The organism is Pseudomonas sp. CIP-10 (assembly GCF_020911845.1).
Taxonomy (GTDB): domain Bacteria; phylum Pseudomonadota; class Gammaproteobacteria; order Pseudomonadales; family Pseudomonadaceae; genus Aquipseudomonas; species Aquipseudomonas alloputida.
Map to the genome: position 1 here is coordinate 2,791,457 of NZ_CP087160.1, position 17,094 is coordinate 2,808,550.

Annotated in this window: 12 protein-coding genes and 2 pseudogenes; 7 read left to right on the top strand and 7 right to left on the bottom strand. The window is 62.5% G+C overall.

Features of this window, described 5'->3' with window-relative positions:
• Nucleotides 1-10: 10 nt before the first annotated feature.
• From mexE to gspG, 3 genes are all read right to left on the bottom strand, one after another.
• Nucleotides 11-1,252: a multidrug efflux RND transporter periplasmic adaptor subunit MexE gene (mexE, locus tag LMH93_RS12745; protein WP_003253847.1), complete on the bottom strand. Its 1,242-nt coding sequence runs from the start codon at nucleotides 1,250-1,252 to the stop codon at nucleotides 11-13.
• A gap of 191 nt (nucleotides 1,253-1,443) precedes the next feature.
• The gene (locus LMH93_RS12750) at nucleotides 1,444-2,634 is read right to left on the bottom strand and encodes a type II secretion system F family protein (protein ID WP_108190374.1); all 1,191 of its coding nucleotides are present in this window, start codon (nucleotides 2,632-2,634) and stop codon (nucleotides 1,444-1,446) included.
• 11 nt (nucleotides 2,635-2,645) lie between these two features.
• Entirely contained in the window at nucleotides 2,646-3,071 is a 426-nt protein-coding gene (gene gspG / locus LMH93_RS12755; protein WP_014861762.1) for a type II secretion system major pseudopilin GspG, read from the bottom strand.
• Nucleotides 3,072-3,256: 185 nt separating this feature from the next.
• On the opposite strand from gspG, the gene LMH93_RS12760 reads away from it, so the two are divergent.
• The 4 genes from LMH93_RS12760 (at nucleotide 3,257) to LMH93_RS12775 (ending at nucleotide 8,672) form a co-directional block, all read left to right on the top strand.
• Nucleotides 3,257-3,850, top strand: coding sequence for a lytic transglycosylase domain-containing protein (locus tag LMH93_RS12760; protein ID WP_230065273.1), 594 nt, complete (start codon nucleotides 3,257-3,259; stop codon nucleotides 3,848-3,850).
• A 173-nt stretch (nucleotides 3,851-4,023) separates the two neighbouring features.
• A complete protein-coding gene (locus tag LMH93_RS12765; RefSeq protein ID WP_060538413.1) occupies nucleotides 4,024-5,475 on the top strand; it encodes a sensor histidine kinase in 1,452 nt (483 codons plus the stop codon).
• A 307-nt stretch (nucleotides 5,476-5,782) separates the two neighbouring features.
• Nucleotides 5,783-7,276, top strand: a complete 1,494-nt coding sequence (locus tag LMH93_RS12770) for a sensor histidine kinase (protein ID WP_047605205.1) — start codon at nucleotides 5,783-5,785, stop codon at nucleotides 7,274-7,276.
• Nucleotides 7,245-8,672 carry a sigma-54-dependent transcriptional regulator gene (locus LMH93_RS12775; RefSeq protein WP_003253836.1) on the top strand — a complete coding sequence of 476 codons (1,428 nt, stop codon included), beginning with the start codon at nucleotides 7,245-7,247 and terminating at the stop codon, nucleotides 8,670-8,672. The genes LMH93_RS12770 and LMH93_RS12775 overlap by 32 nt, the downstream gene beginning before the upstream one ends.
• A 14-nt stretch (nucleotides 8,673-8,686) precedes the next feature.
• On the opposite strand, the gene LMH93_RS12780 is transcribed toward LMH93_RS12775, so the two are convergent.
• The 3 genes from LMH93_RS12780 to LMH93_RS12790 form a co-directional block, all read right to left on the bottom strand.
• Nucleotides 8,687-8,989: a hypothetical protein gene (locus LMH93_RS12780; RefSeq protein WP_014590832.1), complete on the bottom strand. Its 303-nt coding sequence runs from the start codon at nucleotides 8,987-8,989 to the stop codon at nucleotides 8,687-8,689.
• 86 nt (nucleotides 8,990-9,075) lie between these two features.
• Nucleotides 9,076-10,428, bottom strand: coding sequence for a GntP family permease (locus LMH93_RS12785; protein WP_003253832.1), 1,353 nt, complete (start codon nucleotides 10,426-10,428; stop codon nucleotides 9,076-9,078).
• Nucleotides 10,429-10,539: 111 nt separating this feature from the next.
• The gene (locus LMH93_RS12790) at nucleotides 10,540-11,079 is read right to left on the bottom strand and encodes a gluconokinase (RefSeq protein ID WP_003253831.1); all 540 of its coding nucleotides are present in this window, start codon (nucleotides 11,077-11,079) and stop codon (nucleotides 10,540-10,542) included.
• 206 nt (nucleotides 11,080-11,285) lie between these two features.
• On the opposite strand from LMH93_RS12790, the gene LMH93_RS12795 reads away from it, so the two are divergent.
• The 3 genes and pseudogenes from LMH93_RS12795 to LMH93_RS29890 form a co-directional block, all read left to right on the top strand.
• Complete coding sequence (locus LMH93_RS12795) at nucleotides 11,286-12,305, top strand: LacI family DNA-binding transcriptional regulator (protein ID WP_019751421.1); 1,020 nt, start codon at nucleotides 11,286-11,288, stop codon at nucleotides 12,303-12,305.
• A 317-nt stretch (nucleotides 12,306-12,622) separates the two neighbouring features.
• A pseudogene (locus tag LMH93_RS29885) lies at nucleotides 12,623-13,300 on the top strand (PAS domain-containing protein); the annotation flags it as partial.
• A 105-nt stretch (nucleotides 13,301-13,405) separates the two neighbouring features.
• Nucleotides 13,406-13,837, top strand: a pseudogene (locus LMH93_RS29890) (methyl-accepting chemotaxis protein); the annotation flags it as partial.
• On the opposite strand, the gene LMH93_RS12805 reads toward LMH93_RS29890, so the two are convergent.
• Nucleotides 13,812-17,084 carry a transporter substrate-binding domain-containing protein gene (locus LMH93_RS12805; RefSeq protein ID WP_230065274.1) on the bottom strand — a complete coding sequence of 1,091 codons (3,273 nt, stop codon included), beginning with the start codon at nucleotides 17,082-17,084 and terminating at the stop codon, nucleotides 13,812-13,814. The pseudogene LMH93_RS29890 and the gene LMH93_RS12805 sit on opposite strands and share 26 nt — an antisense overlap.
• Nucleotides 17,085-17,094 lie beyond the last annotated feature (10 nt).

Below are 17,094 nucleotides of genomic sequence, written 5' to 3' on the forward strand. Positions count from 1 at the left end.
GTAGGGTCCCTTAACCGCGTGGCGCCTGGGCGCTGGCGACTTTCACGTTGTTGCCCGCCACCTTCGGCGCCGGGTTGCTGGCCTCCAGGGCCTGCCGCTGCTGGGCGAGGGCGGCGAGGGTTTGCTCGCTGGCCATCTGTGTTTCTTCCGGGGTTACCGGCGAACCAGGGCGCACGCGCTGCAAGCCCTTGACCACGATGCGGTCGTCCTTGCCCAGGCCGCTGCGCACGATGCGCAAGCCTTCCAGCTTTGGCCCCAGTTCCACGGCGCGGTAGGTGGCTTTGTTGTCCTTGTCCATGACCAGCACAAACTTCTTGCCAAGGTCGGTGCCCACGGCTTCGTCGTTGATGAGCATGGCGTCGTACTGGGCGCTGCCGACCAGCTTCAGGCGCGCATACAGGCCCGGGGTGAACTGGCCGTTGCTGTTGTCGAATACCGCGCGGCCGCGGATGGTGCCGGTGCGCGGGTTGACCTGGTTGTCGACGAAGTTCATCTGGCCCAGGTGCGGGTTGCCGCTTTCGTTGGTCAGGCCCAGGTATACCGGGGTGCTCTGGCTACGCTGGCCTTCACGGGCCAGCTGGGTGTACTTGAGGTACACGCGCTCGTCGGCGTCGAAGTAGGCGTAGACCTTGTCGGTGGACACCACACTGGTCAGCGGGGTGACATCGGCGGTGACGATGTTGCCGGCGGTGAACTCGGCGCGGCTGACACGGCCACTGATGGGCGCGGTGACGCGGGTGAAGCTGAGGTTCAGGCGTGCCAGGTCGAGCTGGGCCTGGATCGCATCGACGCCGGCACGGGCTTCGGCGGCGGCACTGCTGCGCGATTCGGCCAGTTCGGCGGAGATGGCGTTGCTGTCACGCAGGCGCTCGCCACGGCGGGCTTCGTTGGCGCTGCGGATGGCGGTGGCCTTGGCCTGTTGCAGCTGGGCTTCAAGGCGGCGGACTTCAGCCTGGAACGGCCGCGGGTCGATCTGGAACAGCAGGTCGCCTTTCTTGACCTGGGCGCCTTCGGTGAAGGCGACCTGGTCGATCTGGCCGGAGACCCGCGGGCGCACTTCGACGGTTTCCGGGGCTTCGAGGCGGCCGGTGAACTCGTCCCATTCGGTGATCGGTTGTTCGATCACCTTGGCCACACTTACCTTCGGCGCGGCGGGAGCCTGCACGGCGTCGGGGGTTCGACCGCAAGCGCTGATCACCACCACTGCCAGGGCAGCGAGGGGGAAGCGCAAGGGTTTGAGTGATTGTTCCATGGAGAACTCCGCCAATGTATTAGTAGTGGGCGGAGTGTGAGTGTGTTGCGCGCGAGGCACGAATCGAACGGGACGAAGGTTAATATCACGCTGAATGATAAGTGGGGATCAACTATCGATGGCTGCCAGGGTTGGGCGCAGGGCACCGCCTGTGCGGGCACCACGTTACGAGAGAGCCTGGGCCTGGCCATTCAGTGAATACTTGAGGCCAGCTCGAAGATTGGCATGTACATGAGGATCACGATCAGGCCGATCAGCAGGCCGATGAAGGTCATCAACAGCGGCTCGAACAGTTTGACGAACCATTCCACCCAGCGGCCGATTTCCTGATCATGGAAGTCGGCGCAGCGCTCCAGCATCTCGCCCAGGTTGCCAGACTGCTCGCCAGCGCGCAGCAGGCGCAGTGACACCGGTGTCACCAGGTGCCCGGCCGCCAGTGCATCGGAGAGGGGCAGCCCTTCGCCCACCCGCTGGCTGGCCTGCTCCAGGCCCTGCGCTGCTGCGTTGCCGAGCAGGCCGCGGGCCATGCCCATGGCGGTGAGGATGGGGATGCCGCCTTGCAGCAGGATGCCCAGCGAGCGATAGAAACGCGCCAGCTCGTACATCATCAGGCGCTGGTGCAGCGCGGGCAGGCGCCGCAGTTGGCAGGAGGCCCAGTACCGTACACGCGGGTGCCGGCGCAGCAGCCAAAGCGCCGCGACCGCACCGACGGTGCCCAGCGCCAGTGGCGCTTGCTGGGCATGCAGAAACAGGCCGACCTGCATCAGCACCCGTGACAGCCAGGGGAGCTCGGTGCCCATGCCCTCGAACACCTGGCTGAACCGCGGCACCACATAGCCGAGCAGGAACAGCACCACACCGCCTCCCACCAGCAACAGCAATAATGGGTAGACCGAGGCACCCACCAGCTTCTGCCGGACCAGGTCCAGGCGCTGGCGATAGCTGATATAGCGGGTGAGGGCGTCGCCCAGAGCACCGGTGCGTTCGCTGGACTGCACCAGCGCCACATACAGCGGCGGGAATACCCGCGGTTGCTGGCCCAGCGCCTGGGACAGCGAGCGGCCCTCGTACAGCTGGCGCACCAGCTCGGCGAGCACCTTGCGCGCTGTCGCTGCGGGGCTCTTCTCCGCCAGGCTTTCCAGTGCGTCAATCAGCGGCAGGCCGGCATTGAGCAAGGTTGACAGTTCCTGGCTGAACAGCACCAGGTCGAACGCCGCTTCACGGCGCCAGGCCATGCTGCGCAGGGCGCCGCCGCTGCTGCGCAGGCTGAGCACACGCAGGCCTTGGTCTTCGGCCTGGCGGCGGGCCTGGTCGGCGTCCTCGGCGTCGATCTGCAACTGCACCACGCCCTGCCTACCCAGGGCCTTGAGGCTGTAGCGCATGGCCGCTCTCCTTACTGCCAGCTGGTAATTTCAGCGTTTTCGCCATCGCCACCCGGCTGGCCGTCCTTGCCCATCGACAGCAGGTCGTATTCACCGCCGTTCTCGCCAGGTTGCCGGTAGATGTAAGCGCGGCCCCACGGGTCTTGCGGCACGGCCTTCTGCAGGTACGGGCCGGTCCAGCGAGCCTCGCCACTGGGCGCGACCACCAGCGCCTGCAAACCTTGTTCGCTGTTGGGGTAGTGGCCGACCTCCAGACGGTACAAGTCCAGAGCCTTGCTCAGCCCCTCGATCTGCGCCCGCGCTACCTTGGCCTCGGAGCGGCCTAGCTGACTGAAGTATTTGGGGGCGACGATGCCGGCCAGCAGGCCGAGTACTACCAGTACCACCAGGAGTTCAAGCAGAGTGAAGCCACGTTGCGGGTTGGTTCTGCGCTGCATGGTGAAACCCTCCACTGCATGGGGACAAGCGTTGACATGCACCATGCAACAGCCGTGCACGTCTGCCTTGGGGCCTTACGCCATGCGGCACAGGAAGCGGCACAGTGCTTGCGTCGTGGTGAATGTCCTCGGGTTTTCCGGGGCATTTCCCCCACATCGGGGGCCACGACGAAGAGGCGACCGGCATGCGTGGACTCATCCTCGGTTTGATCTGGCTGGCGGCAGGTGCTGCCCAGGCCGATGTGTACATCTCAATCGATGCCAAGGGTGGCTACGTACTGACCAATGTCCATCGACCAGGGCGACACTATGAGAAGGTGATCAGCGAGCCGCTGGCCCAGGGCGGGCCGGTCAAAGCGCAGATGATCACCGGCCGCCCTTACGCCGAGGTAGTCGCCACGGCTGCGCGCCTCCACAACCTGCCGCCGGCGCTGCTGCACGCGGTGATCAAGGCCGAGTCCGGCTACAACCCCAAAGCCCGTTCGCGGGCGGGTGCAGTGGGGTTGATGCAACTGATGCCGGACACCGCCCGCGAGATGGGGGTGCAAGACCGCCTGGACCCGGAAGACAATGTGCAGGGCGGGGCACGCTACCTCAAGCAGATGCTCACCCTGTTCGACAACGACATCACCTTGGCCGTGGCGGCCTACAACGCTGGCCCGGATGCTGTACTGCGGCGCGGTGCCGTGCCGCCGTTTGCCGAGACCCGGCGCTATGTGCCCACGGTGCTGCGCGAGTATCGAAAGTTGCAAGGGTTGACGGAGGATTCGTCTTTGTAACAGCGGGCGTGCAGCTCAAGCATTCCCGCAGGGGCCGCGCCACCCTCAAGCTGTTTTGGGTAGGTGAAGTCAGGGCGAATAAATACCCTTCGGCGGATGCCATCAATTTAATACTATAGTTTCCCCAAGTCTGGGCTATAACCTTCTGAAGGTGCCCAGCTGAGGAGTCCGTTATGGACGCCGCCCCTCGTTCCGTCACTCTTGACGTGCCAGCCGGTAGCGAGTTGGCCGCCCCGCGCAAGCCATTCAACCTGCTGCGCTGGTATGCCTGGGTCAGTCTGGCCATCATTCTCTCGGTGGCTGCCGGGCTGGGGCTGATTTCCAGCCGCTTCATCATCGACGAGAGCGTCGAGCGTGATGCGTTACTCACCGCACAGTTCATCACCTCCATTGCCGATGCCGAAGTGCGCCATGTGTCGATCCCCAATGTGCGGACCATGGGCGAACTGCTCGATCCGCGCACCGACCGCAATAACTTGCCCGACGTCGACCCGCAAGCCCGGCGCAAGGCCCGCGGCGAGTTCCTCGACCATATCGCTCACCTGCCCGATATGCTGCTGGCCAATATTTATGCTTTGGACCATACAGTGATCTGGTCCACCAACCCGGCACTGATCGGCAAGTTGATCGAAGGCGACGAAGACCTGAGTCGGGCTTTCGAGTACAAGATGCGGGTCTCGGCCAGCTACCACAATTTCGAACAGGCCCGCGCCGAGCAGAAGTTCATCACCCCGCCCAAGCAGTTGTTCATCGAGAACTACATTCCGCTGTTCGATGCCGATGGCGATCGGGTCACAGCGATGGTCGAGATTTACAAGGAGCCCCACGACCTGATCGCACGCATCGAGCGTGGCCTGATCCTGATCTGGTTGGCCATCACGGTCGGCGCTGCACTGGTCTATGTCGGCCTTTACGGCATCATGCACCGCGCCGCACGGCTGCTGGCGGTACAGCAGAAACGCCTGATCAGCAGCGAAACCTACGTGGCACTGGGTGAGGTGTCTTCGGCGGTGGCCCATAGCTTGCGCAACCCGCTGGCCAGTATCCGCTCAAGTGCGGAACTGGCCCTGGCGTTCGACGAAGGCCCGGCGCAACGCCAGGTCAACGATATCATCAGCCAGGTCGATCGCATGTCGCAGTGGATCCGCCAGATGCTGCAGTCACTGCGTCCGCTGAACGACGAGGTATTGGCGGTGGACTTGCCGCAGGCGTTGCAGGAAAGCCTGCAGACCTACGCTGTGCCGCTGGCGCGCAGCGGGGTAAGCCTGGACCTGCAACCGTTACCGGCCGTGCAGGTGTTGGGGCACCCGGTATTGCTGCGCCAGGTATTCAGTAGCCTGATTGCCAATGCCTTGGAGTCGATGGAGCAGGGCGGGCGGTTGCGTATCGAGGTGGTACGTCACAACCGGCGCAGCCTGACTTTGCGCCTGGCCGACAATGGTAAGGGCATGAACGAAGAGCAGCAGCGTATGGCTTTTCGACCGTTCTTTACCACCAAACAGGGTGGGCTGGGGGTGGGGCTGGTGCTGGTGAAACGTATCATGGAACGTTTCGGTGGTACGGTCCGGCTCAGCAGCAGCGAAGGCCATGGCACGAGGGTTTCGTTAAGCTTTCGACTGGCCTGAATATGTCAAATTACCTCAATATAATTTAGTAAGGTATTGATATAAAAAGGATTTTTCTTTTTTGGGTGATAATCACCCAGATGTGGGGAATCATCCTCTAATCATTCTTAATAAGTTTTTGCAAACTACTGAAAAATAACGTTTTTAATTTGGCATAGTCCTGCTGGCCGAGTTTTTGCAGCGAAGTTTGTGAAGCGCGACACGCGACAAATGGCAGCTGCGACTGCCCAGGTGGATTGCTACCCAGTGGCTGCTGCCATTGGCCTTGATGCAGTTCTGAACGTACGCCCTGCGCGGGAACCACGCGATGCAGATGCTGGAAAACGAAGCGCCCGACAAGGCCAATGCGACCGCCAGCGGACGGGCCGTACCCTTGCGTGAATTCAACCTGCTGCGCTGGTTTTCGGTGATCAGCCTGTTGATCATTACCGCGGTGGCAGGTGGGCTGGGTTACGTTTCGACGCGCTTCGTGGTGCGCGACAGCGTGCAGCGCGATGCCATGCTCACCGCGCAGTTCATTCAGGCAATGGCCCAGGCTGAAGTGCGTCATTCGCAATTGCCGCCTGGCACCACCATGGGCGAATTGCTGGACCCGCGGCTGGACCTGCAGCACTTGCAGTTCACCCCGGCCTTGGCCGAATCGACCCGCGTCGAGTTCCTCGATCATGTCGAGCACCTGCCGGACACCTTGCTGGCCAACGTCTATGCCCGCGACCGCACTATTGTCTGGTCCACCAACGTAGAGCTGATTGGCAAGCAGATAGAAGTTGATGGCGATCTTGAGCGCGCCTTCCGCTCGCGCAAGGCGGTGTCGGCCAGTTATCACAAGGCCGCCGAGGATCGCGAAGAGCAGAAGTTCCAGCGCGCACCGCGTTACCTGTTCATCGAGAACTACATCCCGCTGTTCGACAGCCAGGGTGAGCAGGTACTGGCCATGGTGGAAATCTACAAGGAGCCGCAGGACCTCATTCGGCGCATCCAGCGCGGCTATGTGCTGATCTGGGCCTCGACACTGGTGGGTGGGGCGTTGATCTACTTCGGCCTGTTCTGGATCGTGCGCCGTGCGGCGCACATGCTGCACCTGCAGCAGGAGCGGCTGGTGGCAAGCGAAACCTACGTGGCGCTGGGAGAAATGTCGTCGGCCGTGGCTCACAGCATGCGTAACCCGCTGGCCAACATACGCTCCAGCGCCGAACTTGCCCAGGAAACCGCCAACCCTGCTGCGCAGAAGAACATCACTGACATCATCAGCCAGGTCGACCGCATGTCGCGCTGGGTGCGCGACCTGCTGGTGTCGTTGCGCCCGGCCAGTGATGAGCCCGAGGCCGTGGACCTGGTGGCGGCCATCGAGGACACCCACCTGGCCTTTGCCCAGCAGATCGAACGCAACGGCGTGCGCTTCCATTTCGAAGGGCCTGACGTGCAATGGGTGGTCAGCCAGCCGCTGCAGCTCACGCAGATTCTCAACAGCCTGTTTTCCAACGCCCTGGAGGCCATGCCCGCTGGCGGGATGCTCAATGCCCAGGTCAACGTGCAAGAAGGCCTGCGTGCCGAGTTCGTGCTGACCGACACCGGCAAAGGCATGAGCCAACAGCAGGAACGGATGGTGTTCAAACCGTTCTTCACGACCAAGCAGGGAGGCCTCGGTGTAGGCCTGGCCCTGGTCAAACGCATCATGGAACGTTTTGGCGGCTCGGTCAGCCTGAGCAGCCGCGAAGAGGAAGGAACCCGCGTCAGCCTTACATTCAATATTGCAGCGGGAGGGGAACATGGAGCACAGCATCCTGGTCGTCGAGGATGATGAAATCCTTGCCGACAACATTCGCACCTACCTCAGCCTCAAGGGCTACGAAGTCATCGTGTGCCACAGCGCGGAGCTGGCGCTGGAGCAGATCAAGCGGGCGCAACCTGACGCGGTGCTGACCGACAACTCGTTGCCAGGCATGAGCGGGCACGACCTGCTACGTACCCTGGTGGCCCAGGCGCCAGACCTTAAAGTGATCATGATGACCGGCTACGGCAATGTCGAAGATGCCGTGCAGGCGATGAAGGAGGGCGCCTTTCATTACCTGACCAAGCCGGTGGTACTGGCCGAGCTCAAACTGACCCTGGACAAGGCCCTGGCTACCGAGCGCATGGAGCGCACGCTGTCGTTCTACCAGGAGCGTGAGGCGCAGAAGTCCGGGTTGCAGGCATTGATCGGCGAGTCGCCGGTGATGCTTACCCTCAAGCACACCCTGCGCCAGGTGCTCGATGCCGAGCGGCGCATGGCCAGTGACGACCTGCCACCGGTGCTGATCGAAGGCGAGACCGGTACGGGCAAGGAACTGGTGGCCCGTGCCCTGCATTTTGATGGTTCGCGCAGTAAAGGGCCGTTCATCGAGTTCAATTGCGCTTCGATCCCTGCCAACCTGCTTGAGGCTGAACTGTTTGGCCACGAGAAGGGCGCGTTCACCGATGCCAAGGAGCGCCGGGTGGGGCTGGTGGAGGCTGCCGATGGCGGCACCCTGTTCCTTGACGAGATCGGCGAAATGGACCTGGTGCTGCAGGCCAAGCTGCTCAAGTTGCTGGAGGACCGCAGCATCCGCCGGATTGGTGCGGTGAAGGAACGCAAGGTGGATCTGCGGGTGATCAGCGCCACCAACTGTAACCTGGAGCAAATGGTGCAGCAGGGCAAATTCAGGCGTGACCTGTTCTTCCGGCTTCGCATTATCGCCCTGAAGGTGCCGCGCCTGTATTCGCGTGGGCAGGACATTCTGCTACTGGCGCGGCATTTCCTTGCCCACCATAGCCGGCGTTATGGCAAGCCGAACCTGCGCTTTTCTGCCGAGGCCGAAAGCCTGATGCTCGGTTATAGCTGGCCTGGCAATGTGCGTGAATTGCGCAACATGCTGGAGCAGACCGTGTTGCTGGCGCCGAACGAGGTGGTGCAGGCGCATCAGTTGAACCTGTGTATGACCTTGGTTGACGAGCCGTTGACGCAACAGCCGATGGCGGCCATGTTCGAAATGCCGCGGCACGAGCCAGAGCCGGGTACAAGCCTGCCTGACATGGAGCGTGACCTTGTCTGCAAGACCCTGGACCGCACCGACTGGAACGTGACCAAGTCGGCGCGGATGCTTGGGTTGTCGCGGGATATGCTGCGTTACCGGATCGAGAAGTTGGGGCTGACCCGGCCTGACAAGCGTCAGTGGTAGTACAGACCGTGTCGTCAGGGGTTACCTGTGCCCGAGCTGCCTTCTCCTTGCCGGCCGGTACCTTCCGACCCACTGCCATCCATCCCCGGCAGATCGCGGTTGTCATTCTGCTTGGCCGGCGGGCTTTGCGGTTCGTTGCCCTGTATGCGCGGGTCGGTGTCCCGCGGCAAAGGCTTCTCGATCGGGTTGAGGGTGCTGTCCACGCCTGGCTGTGGCGCCGTATTGTGCGGGTCGTCGGGGTAGGTCGGACCGGTGCCGACAGCAAACGCCAGCGGCGAGGCGAGCAGGGCAATCGACAGGATGATTGAGCGGGGCATGGCAGGCTCCTTTGCTATACGGGTAAGGCTCATACTTCTCTTTGGCCTTACCCGAAGCGTCAAGGTGCCATTACCCCGATCAACGGTCACACCACCAGCGACAGCAACATGATGAAAATGATGCCGACGATGGACAGGATCGTCTCCATCATGCTCCAGGTCTTGAAGGTTTCTGCCACGGTCATGTTGAAGTACTGCTTCACCAGCCAGAAGCCGGCGTCGTTCACATGCGACAGGATCAGCGAGCCGGCACCGGTGGCCAGTACCAACAGCTCACGGTTCACCCCCGGCACCAGGTCGATCACCGGTGCCACGATACCCGCGCCGGTGATGGTGGCGACCGTGGCGGAGCCGGTCGCGATGCGGATCACCGCCGCCACCAGCCATGCCAGCATGATCGGCGAAATTTCTGCCTGCACAGCCATCTGCCCGATCACGTTGCCTACGCCGGTGTCCACCAGCATTTGCTTGAAGCCACCGCCAGCGCCGACGATCAGCACGATGGCGGCAGTCGGTGCCAGGCTCTGGTCGAGCATCTTCATGATCTGCTGGCGGTTGAAGCCGCGGGCCGAACCGAAGGTGTAGAAGGCCAGTAGCAGGGCGGCGAGCAGGGCGGTGATCGGGTGGCCGATCAGGTCCATCCACTGGCGCACGATGTGCTCGGCAGGCAGCACCACGTCGGCGAACGTTTTCAGCAGCATCAACGCGACCGGCAGCAGTACGGTGATCAGGGTAATGCTGAAACTTGGCAGGTTGCCCTGATCGGACTCCTTGGCGATCTGGTCCATCAGTTCCTGGGACGGGTTGCCCGGGATGTAGCGGGAAATGAAGTTACCGAACAGAGGGCCGGCGATGATCGCGGTGGGCAGTGCGACGATCAGGCCGTAGAAGATGGTCTTGCCAATGTCAGCATGGAAAATGCCGATCGCCAGCAAGGGGCCCGGGTGCGGTGGCACCAGCCCGTGCACCACCGACAGGCCGGCCAGCAGCGGAATGCCGATTTTCACCAACGATACGCCCGAGCGCCGGGCGACGATGAACACCAGTGGAATCAGCAGCACAAAGCCGATTTCGAAGAACAGCGGGATGCCCACCAGGAAGGCGGCGAACATCATCGCCCAATGCACGTTCTTCTTGCCGAAGGCGCGGATGAGGGTTTGCGCGATCTGGTCGGCACCCCCGGAGTCGGCCATCAGCTTGCCGAGCATGGTGCCCAGGGCGAGCACGATACCGACGAAGCCGAGCACGCCGCCAAAACCGTCCTGGAACGATTTCATGACCTTGGCCACCGGCATGCCGGAGGTCAGGCCCAGGAAGCCGGCCGCGAGGGTGAGGGCGACGAAGGGGTGAACCTTGAAGTGGGTGATCAGCAGGATCAGCCCGACGATGGTAACCAGCGCGTCGAGCAGCAGGAAGGTATCAGTAGCCAGTCCGAACATGGTTTGAAGGCCTCGGTCTTATCGTTGTTTTGGGCGTAGCTTTTTGGAGTCTTTGCCGCGTTTACGGGTTGGGGTAGCGCTGTCTTTGGTGAGACGGAAAAGCCGCCGAGGTCAGGCGGTTTGCGCCAGGCCCGGCTCACCGCAGCGCTTTAGCCAGTGGTCCACCGCTTCGGCCAGTGCTTCGATCGGTTGGGTGGCGTCCAGTGCCAGCGTCAGTGGCTCGCCGCGTGGCGATTCCAGGGCCGCGAACTGGCTGTCGATGAGGCTGGCCGGCATGAAGTGCCCTGGGCGAGCCAGCACGCGTTTTTCGGCCTCGGCAGGCGACAGTTCGAGGAACACGAACACCAGCCCGGGCATGGCATCGCGCAGGGTGTCGCGGTAGCGGCGCTTGAGTGCCGAGCAGGTCAGGATCGGGCGTTCACCGGCCTGGGTGGTGGCTTGCAACTCTTCACCAAGGCGGACCAGCCAGCCGGCACGGTCGCTGTCGTCCAGCGGGATGCCAGCGCTCATCTTGCGGATGTTTTCGGCAGGGTGGAAAGCGTCGCCTTCGATCAGGCGGCCGCCGCTTCTGGCAGCGATGGCAGCGCCGATGCAGCTTTTGCCGCAACCGGCCACGCCCATCACCACAATGGCGGACAGGGGAGAATTCATCAGTACCTCCTGCGGGTGAGGTAGCGCTGTCTCGCCGTTGACGAACAGCCATCTCCCCGGTGTTATTGGTCTTGTCCTTACGCAGTATGGACGCCTGGTGGCAAGCGCGTAGTGGCTGCTACCAAAGATTACGTTGCCTGCATCCTGAGACAGCGCTACCTTAGTGGCCGTTCCCTCTCCTTGCAAGTAGTAAAATTACAACATTCATGTCCCGCACCGGCTCCCGAACTACAGGTCGTCCCACCCTGGCTGAAGTTGCCAGGCTTTCCGGGGTTTCCCCGATCACCGCTTCGCGCGCCTTGCGTGGGGTCAGCACCGTTGCGCCTGACCTGGTGGAAAAGGTCATCGCCGCAGCAGCGAACCTTGGCTATGTGGCCAACCCGGCCGCCCGGGCGCTGGCCTCGGCACGCAGCCAGTCAGTGGTGGTGTTGATCCCGTCGTTGTCCAACCAACTGTTCATCGACACCCTGGAGGCCATTCACGAGGTCATGCGCCCTCGTGGGCTAGAGGTGCTGATCGGCAACTATCACTACGACCTTGCCGAAGAAGAGAACCTGATCCGCAATTACCTGGCCTATCAGCCCTGCGGCATTTTGCTGACCGGCTTCGAGCGTAGCGATGCTGCGCGGCAGATGCTGGCTGCCAGCGGCGTGCCGTGTGTGCACATGATGGAACTCAATGGTGAGCCAGGGGCTTTGTCAGTCGGCTTCTCGCAGCATCAGGCCGGGCGTGCTGCTGCACGGCACCTGATCGAGCGCGGGCGCAAGCGCCTTGCATTCATTGCCGCGCAGCTGGACCCGAGGGTGATGCAGCGCGCCGAGGGTTTCCGTCAGGCTTTGGCAGAGGCGGGTTTGCAGGCTGCCGAGCTGGAGGTGTTGGCCCCTGAGCCATCGTCGATTGCCCTGGGCAGTGTGCTGTTCAGCCAGCTGATGCAGCAGGCGCCGGATGTCGACGGTATCTTCTTCTGTAACGACGACCTGGCTCAGGGGGCGGTGCTGCAGGCCTTGCGTCAAGGGGTGGAGGTGCCACGCCAGGTGGCGATGGTCGGTTTCAACGATCTACCGGCCTCGGCGCATATGGTGCCACGGCTGACCTCGATTCGCACACCACGGGCTGCGGTGGGGCGGGGCGCAGCGCAGGCGTTGCTGGCGTTGCTGGATGGCAAGCGGGTGACGAGTGCGCAGCAGGATCTGGGCTTTGAGCTGATGGTGCGCGAGAGCACCTGAGAGTGCCCGCCAAGGCGTTCTCGCGCGAATGCCACAGGAATGATTGGCCCGAAACGAATGTACAGCGGGTTTACCTGCGAAGCGGGCGACGGGGGCATGGCACCGGCTGCGCCGGTGTTCGCGGGTGAACCCGCTCCTACAGGCGCTGTCGATGCCACAACTTGCCAGCGGCGATCTATGCTCAGAAAATCGCGCATAGGGAGCCCCGCGTCATGTTCGATTTCCACCGCAAGTCTGATTTGGCAGAAATCCAGCGCAACCGCCAGGCGTTGGCCAATGCGCAAGCCAAACTGGCCGCTATCGGCCGTTCCATGGCAATGATCGAGTTCGCCCCTGACGGCACTATCCTCGACGCCAACGAGCGCTTCTGCCAGGCCATGGGCTACAGCGCTGACGAGCTGCGAGGCAAGCACCACCGGCTGTTCTGTGAGCCGGACTATGCAAAAAGCGCCGAATACCAGCAGCTGTGGCGCGAGTTGGGGCAGGGCAAGGCAATCAGCGGTACGTTCGAGCGCATCGACAAGGCGGGTCGCGAGGTCTGGCTGGAAGCCAGCTACATGCCCGTGTTGGACGAGCACCGGCAAGTCACCAGCGTAATCAAGGTGGCATCGGACATCACCCAGCGGGTGGTGCTGGAGCACGAGAGCGAAAGCCTGCTCAAGGCCATCAGCCGCTCCATGGCGGTGATCGAGTTCACCCCGCAAGGCCGGGTGATCAAGGCCAACCAGAACTTTCTCGACACCATGGGTTACCGCCTTGATGAAGTGGTTGGCCGCCATCACGGGCTGTTCTGCCTGGCGCATGAACGCGAATCGGCCCAGTACCGGGAGTTCTGGGCTTCGCTGAACCGTGGCGAATACCACTCGCACCGCTTCGAACGCGTCAACAAGCAAGGCCAGACTGTTTTCCTGGAGGCCTCCTACAACCCGATCTTCGACAGCAAGGGCCGCCTGTGCAAAGTGGTCAAGTTTGCCAGCGACATCACCCATCAAGTCTGCACCCAGCAAAGCGCGGCCCATGCCGCCCATGCCAGTTCGGTGCAGACCGATGCCTGCGCGCGCAAGGGTACCGAAGTGGTGCAGCAGACCGTGCAGGTAATCGAGCAGATTTCCCAGGAGCTTAACGACGCAGCGCGCAGCATCGATGCGGTAAACAAGCAGTCGGATGTGATCGGGCAGATTGTGCTGACCATTCGTGGCATCGCCGACCAGACCAACCTGTTGGCCCTTAATGCAGCCATCGAGGCCGCGCGTGCCGGCGAGCACGGGCGAGGCTTTGCCGTGGTGGCCGATGAGGTGCGCAACCTGGCCGCGCGAACCAGCAAGGCCACCCTGGAAATCGTCGATGTGGTGCGGCAGAACCACGACCTGTCGCTATTGGCGGTGGCCAGCATGCAATCGAGCCTCAACCGTACCGGTCACGGCGTGGCATTGGCCAATGAGGCGGGGACAGTGATCATGGAAATTCAGCAAGGTTCACGGCACGTCGTGGACGCCATCAGCCAGATCAGCTCGACGCTGCAATTGCATTGAGCGCCTCGCGCATCTCGTCAAGCAGTGCCTGCAGGCTGACTTGCAGTTGCCCGCGTTGCTCAACGGTTGGCAGCCCTCGTGCGTGGGCGTGCTCGATGGCTTCACAGTCTTTGACCACGGCGCGCACCCTGATCATTTTGGCGCCCCCCTTGATGCGGTGGGCCAAGGCGCGTACGGCTTCATCAGGGGCGTCTGTGGCCAAGGCACGCAGGGCGGCCAGGTCTTCACTGACGCTTATCGACAACTGCTCCAGCAAATGCCGCGTCAACTGCTCGTCGTCCTGGGTCAGGTGGCGCAATTCGGCCAGGTCGAACCCACTATGGGAAGGCTCCGGCGACGGCTGCTGAGGGCGCACCTGGGGCAGATGGGTCTTGAGCGTGCGCAGACCAATCGGCTTGAACAGGCATTCGTCCATGCCGCTGGCCAGGCAGCGAGTACGCTCCTCGGCCTGGGCGTTGGCGGTCACGCCAAGAATACGGCCTGCTGGCAGGCCGCGTTCGCCCTCCAGGCTACGAATGCGTCGGGTGAGTTCATGCCCGTCCATGACCGGCATGCTGCAATCGGTGATCACCAGGTCGAAGCGCGCTTCCTGCCAGTGTGCAAGGGCGATCTCGCCATTCTCCGCCAGTGTCACGTGGTGCCCCAGGGTTTGCAGTTGCCGTTCCAGCAATAGCAGGTTGGCTGGGTAGTCGTCGACCACCAGAATATTGAGCGGGCCGCTGTTGCTTTCATGTGTCGTGAGTTGCGGGTCCGCTTGTGCCGGGGCTTCGCAGGCGGGTAACCGCAGGCTGACTTGTACCCGGGTACCAACGCCCTCGACGCTCTGAAGGCTCAGGGCGCCGCCCATCAGTTCGGCCAGGGTACGGCTGATGACCAACCCCAGGCCTGCCCCTTGACGTGCCCTTGGGCCATCGACCTGAACGAAGGCACTGAACAGCCTGGCCTGGTCGGCGGGGCTGATGCCGATGCCGGTGTCACGCACATTCAGCTCGATAGCCAGAGCGCCGTGGCCGGCAACTTTGGGCAGCAGCAGGCATGCCTGCACTTCACCACGGTCGGTGAACTTGATGGCGTTGCTGATCAGGTTGGACAGAATTTGCTTGAGTCGCAGTGGGTCAGCCAGCACCCATACCGGCTCTGCAGGCAGCTCGCCCTGCAGATGCAACCCTTTGGCCCGGGCATTGCCTTCGAACACCCGCAGCGTGGCGCGCACCAGTTCGACCAGATTGGTAGGCACCGGTTGCAGGCTGATATGGCCGGATTCGATGCGGGAAATGTCGAGAATATCGCCAATCAGCTCAAGCAGGCCAATGGCCGAATCATGGGCGGTCTGCAAGGTCTGGGCGTCGCTGCGGCCGCTGCGGCTATCTTCCAGGGCCAGTTCCAGCAGACCGATCACCGCATTCATCGGGGTACGGATCTCATGGCTCATGGTGGCCAGGAAGGTGCTTTTGGTCTGGCTGGCCTGTTCGGCATCGTCTTTGGCCTGGCGTAACTGTTCCAGCAGCCCACGGCTCAGCGCGAGCTGTGCCTGCAGTGCGTGCTGTGCCTCGGTTCGCTGGTTGATCAGCTTGCGCAGGTAGCTGTTCCAGAACACCACCCCGGCCAGCAGCAGGGCCGACAGCACCAGCACCTGCAAAGCCAGGGTGCGGTAGTCGCGCCATGGGCTGTCGCTCACCAGTGTGCTGGTGCGCCAGCGGTTGATCAACTGGTCCAGTTCTTCAGGTGGAATGCTTAGCAGCGCCTTGTCGAGAATGGCCTGCAGCTGTGGCTGGTCGGCGGCTACGGCAAAGGCGGCAATGGCCGGGGCGTCGTCGAGCACGCTGGCAATGCGCAAACGGTCCTTGAACACATGGCTGATGTAATAGGCCGCATTGATATGGCTGCTCAGGGCCACGTCGGCAACACCGTTGGCCACGGCCTCCATCTGGCCCAGGGGGTTGTCAACTTCGACGATCTCGGCCTGCGGGTATCGCTGTTGCAAAACGGCCTGCTGCGGTGAGCCGCGCACCAAGGCGATGCGCTTGCCATCCAGGGCCTTGGCCTGTGCAGGTGATTCACCGTCGTTGCGGGTGACAAGCACGCGCGGGCTGACCAGATAGGGGCGGGTGTAGCGCAGTTGCTTCAAGCGGTCGGCACCATAGCCCAGCGCCCCGATCATCTGTGCCTCGCCGTGCACCAGGCGGTCGATCATGGCCTGCGATGAAGCACTCTCGACGGGTGTGAACTGCAGCCCAGTGCGCAGCGAGATCTGCTTGAGCAGGTCCAGGGTGATACCGCTAGGGCGGTGCTGAGCATCGTTGAACGTCAAAGGTGCCAGCGAGGTATTGACCAGTACGCTGATAGTGGGGTGGGCGGTGATCCAGGCTTCTTCTTCTTCGCTCAAGGCAGTGAGGTGGCGCTGCAGCAGCAGGCTGGTGTTACCACTGCTCCAGCGGCGCAGAATGTTCAGGCGTTCACTTTCGCTAATGCGTGACAGCGCCTTGTCCACCAGCCGATGCAGGCGCGGGTTGTCGCTGGCTATGGCGAAGGCAAAAGCCTCTGGAGCCAGTTGGGAGAAATGGTCGATTTTCAACGTGCCCTGAAAACTTTTGCCGATCATGTAGTCGGTGCTGATCGCATCGCCCAGATAGGCGTCTGCCTCGCCCAGCACCACAGCAGCGAGCCCGGCCAGGGTTGAGCGGTACAGGCTCAGTTGCGCCTTTGGGTACAGGGTGCGAACGCTGACGGCCGGCAGGTAGTGATCGACCATCGCCAGGCGCAGGCCGGCGAGGTCGGGCGTGCTTTTCAAGCTGTGCCCCTCACGGGTGACGATCACTGGCAGGTCGTCGGCATAGGGGGTGCTCAGGCTAAGCTGGGCGTCTGCCGCTTCGAAGGCGTTGGAGCTACCTAGCAAGTCGATATGGCCATCACGCAGGGCAGTGATGGCCTCGTGACGGCTGTCAAAACGGCGTACTTCAATGGGTATGTCAAGCTGTTCGCCGATGATGCCGGCGTAGTCTGCGCTTAACCCCTCATAGTCATGCTGACTGACATTGATTTCGAACGGGGGGTAGTCGGGGCGCGCGCTACCCAGTATCAGGCGTTGGCGATTTTTCAGCCAGTGGCGATCATCGCCGGATAACGCCAGTGGGGCAGCGGCACTGATTGAGCGCGCCAGCAGATGGCGTGGTTCGCTGCTGGCCTGCAGCACCGTGGAGTTGGCCAGACCGATAGCCAGAAGGACGCTCGCCAGCAACAGTTTCATGGTAGCCGAG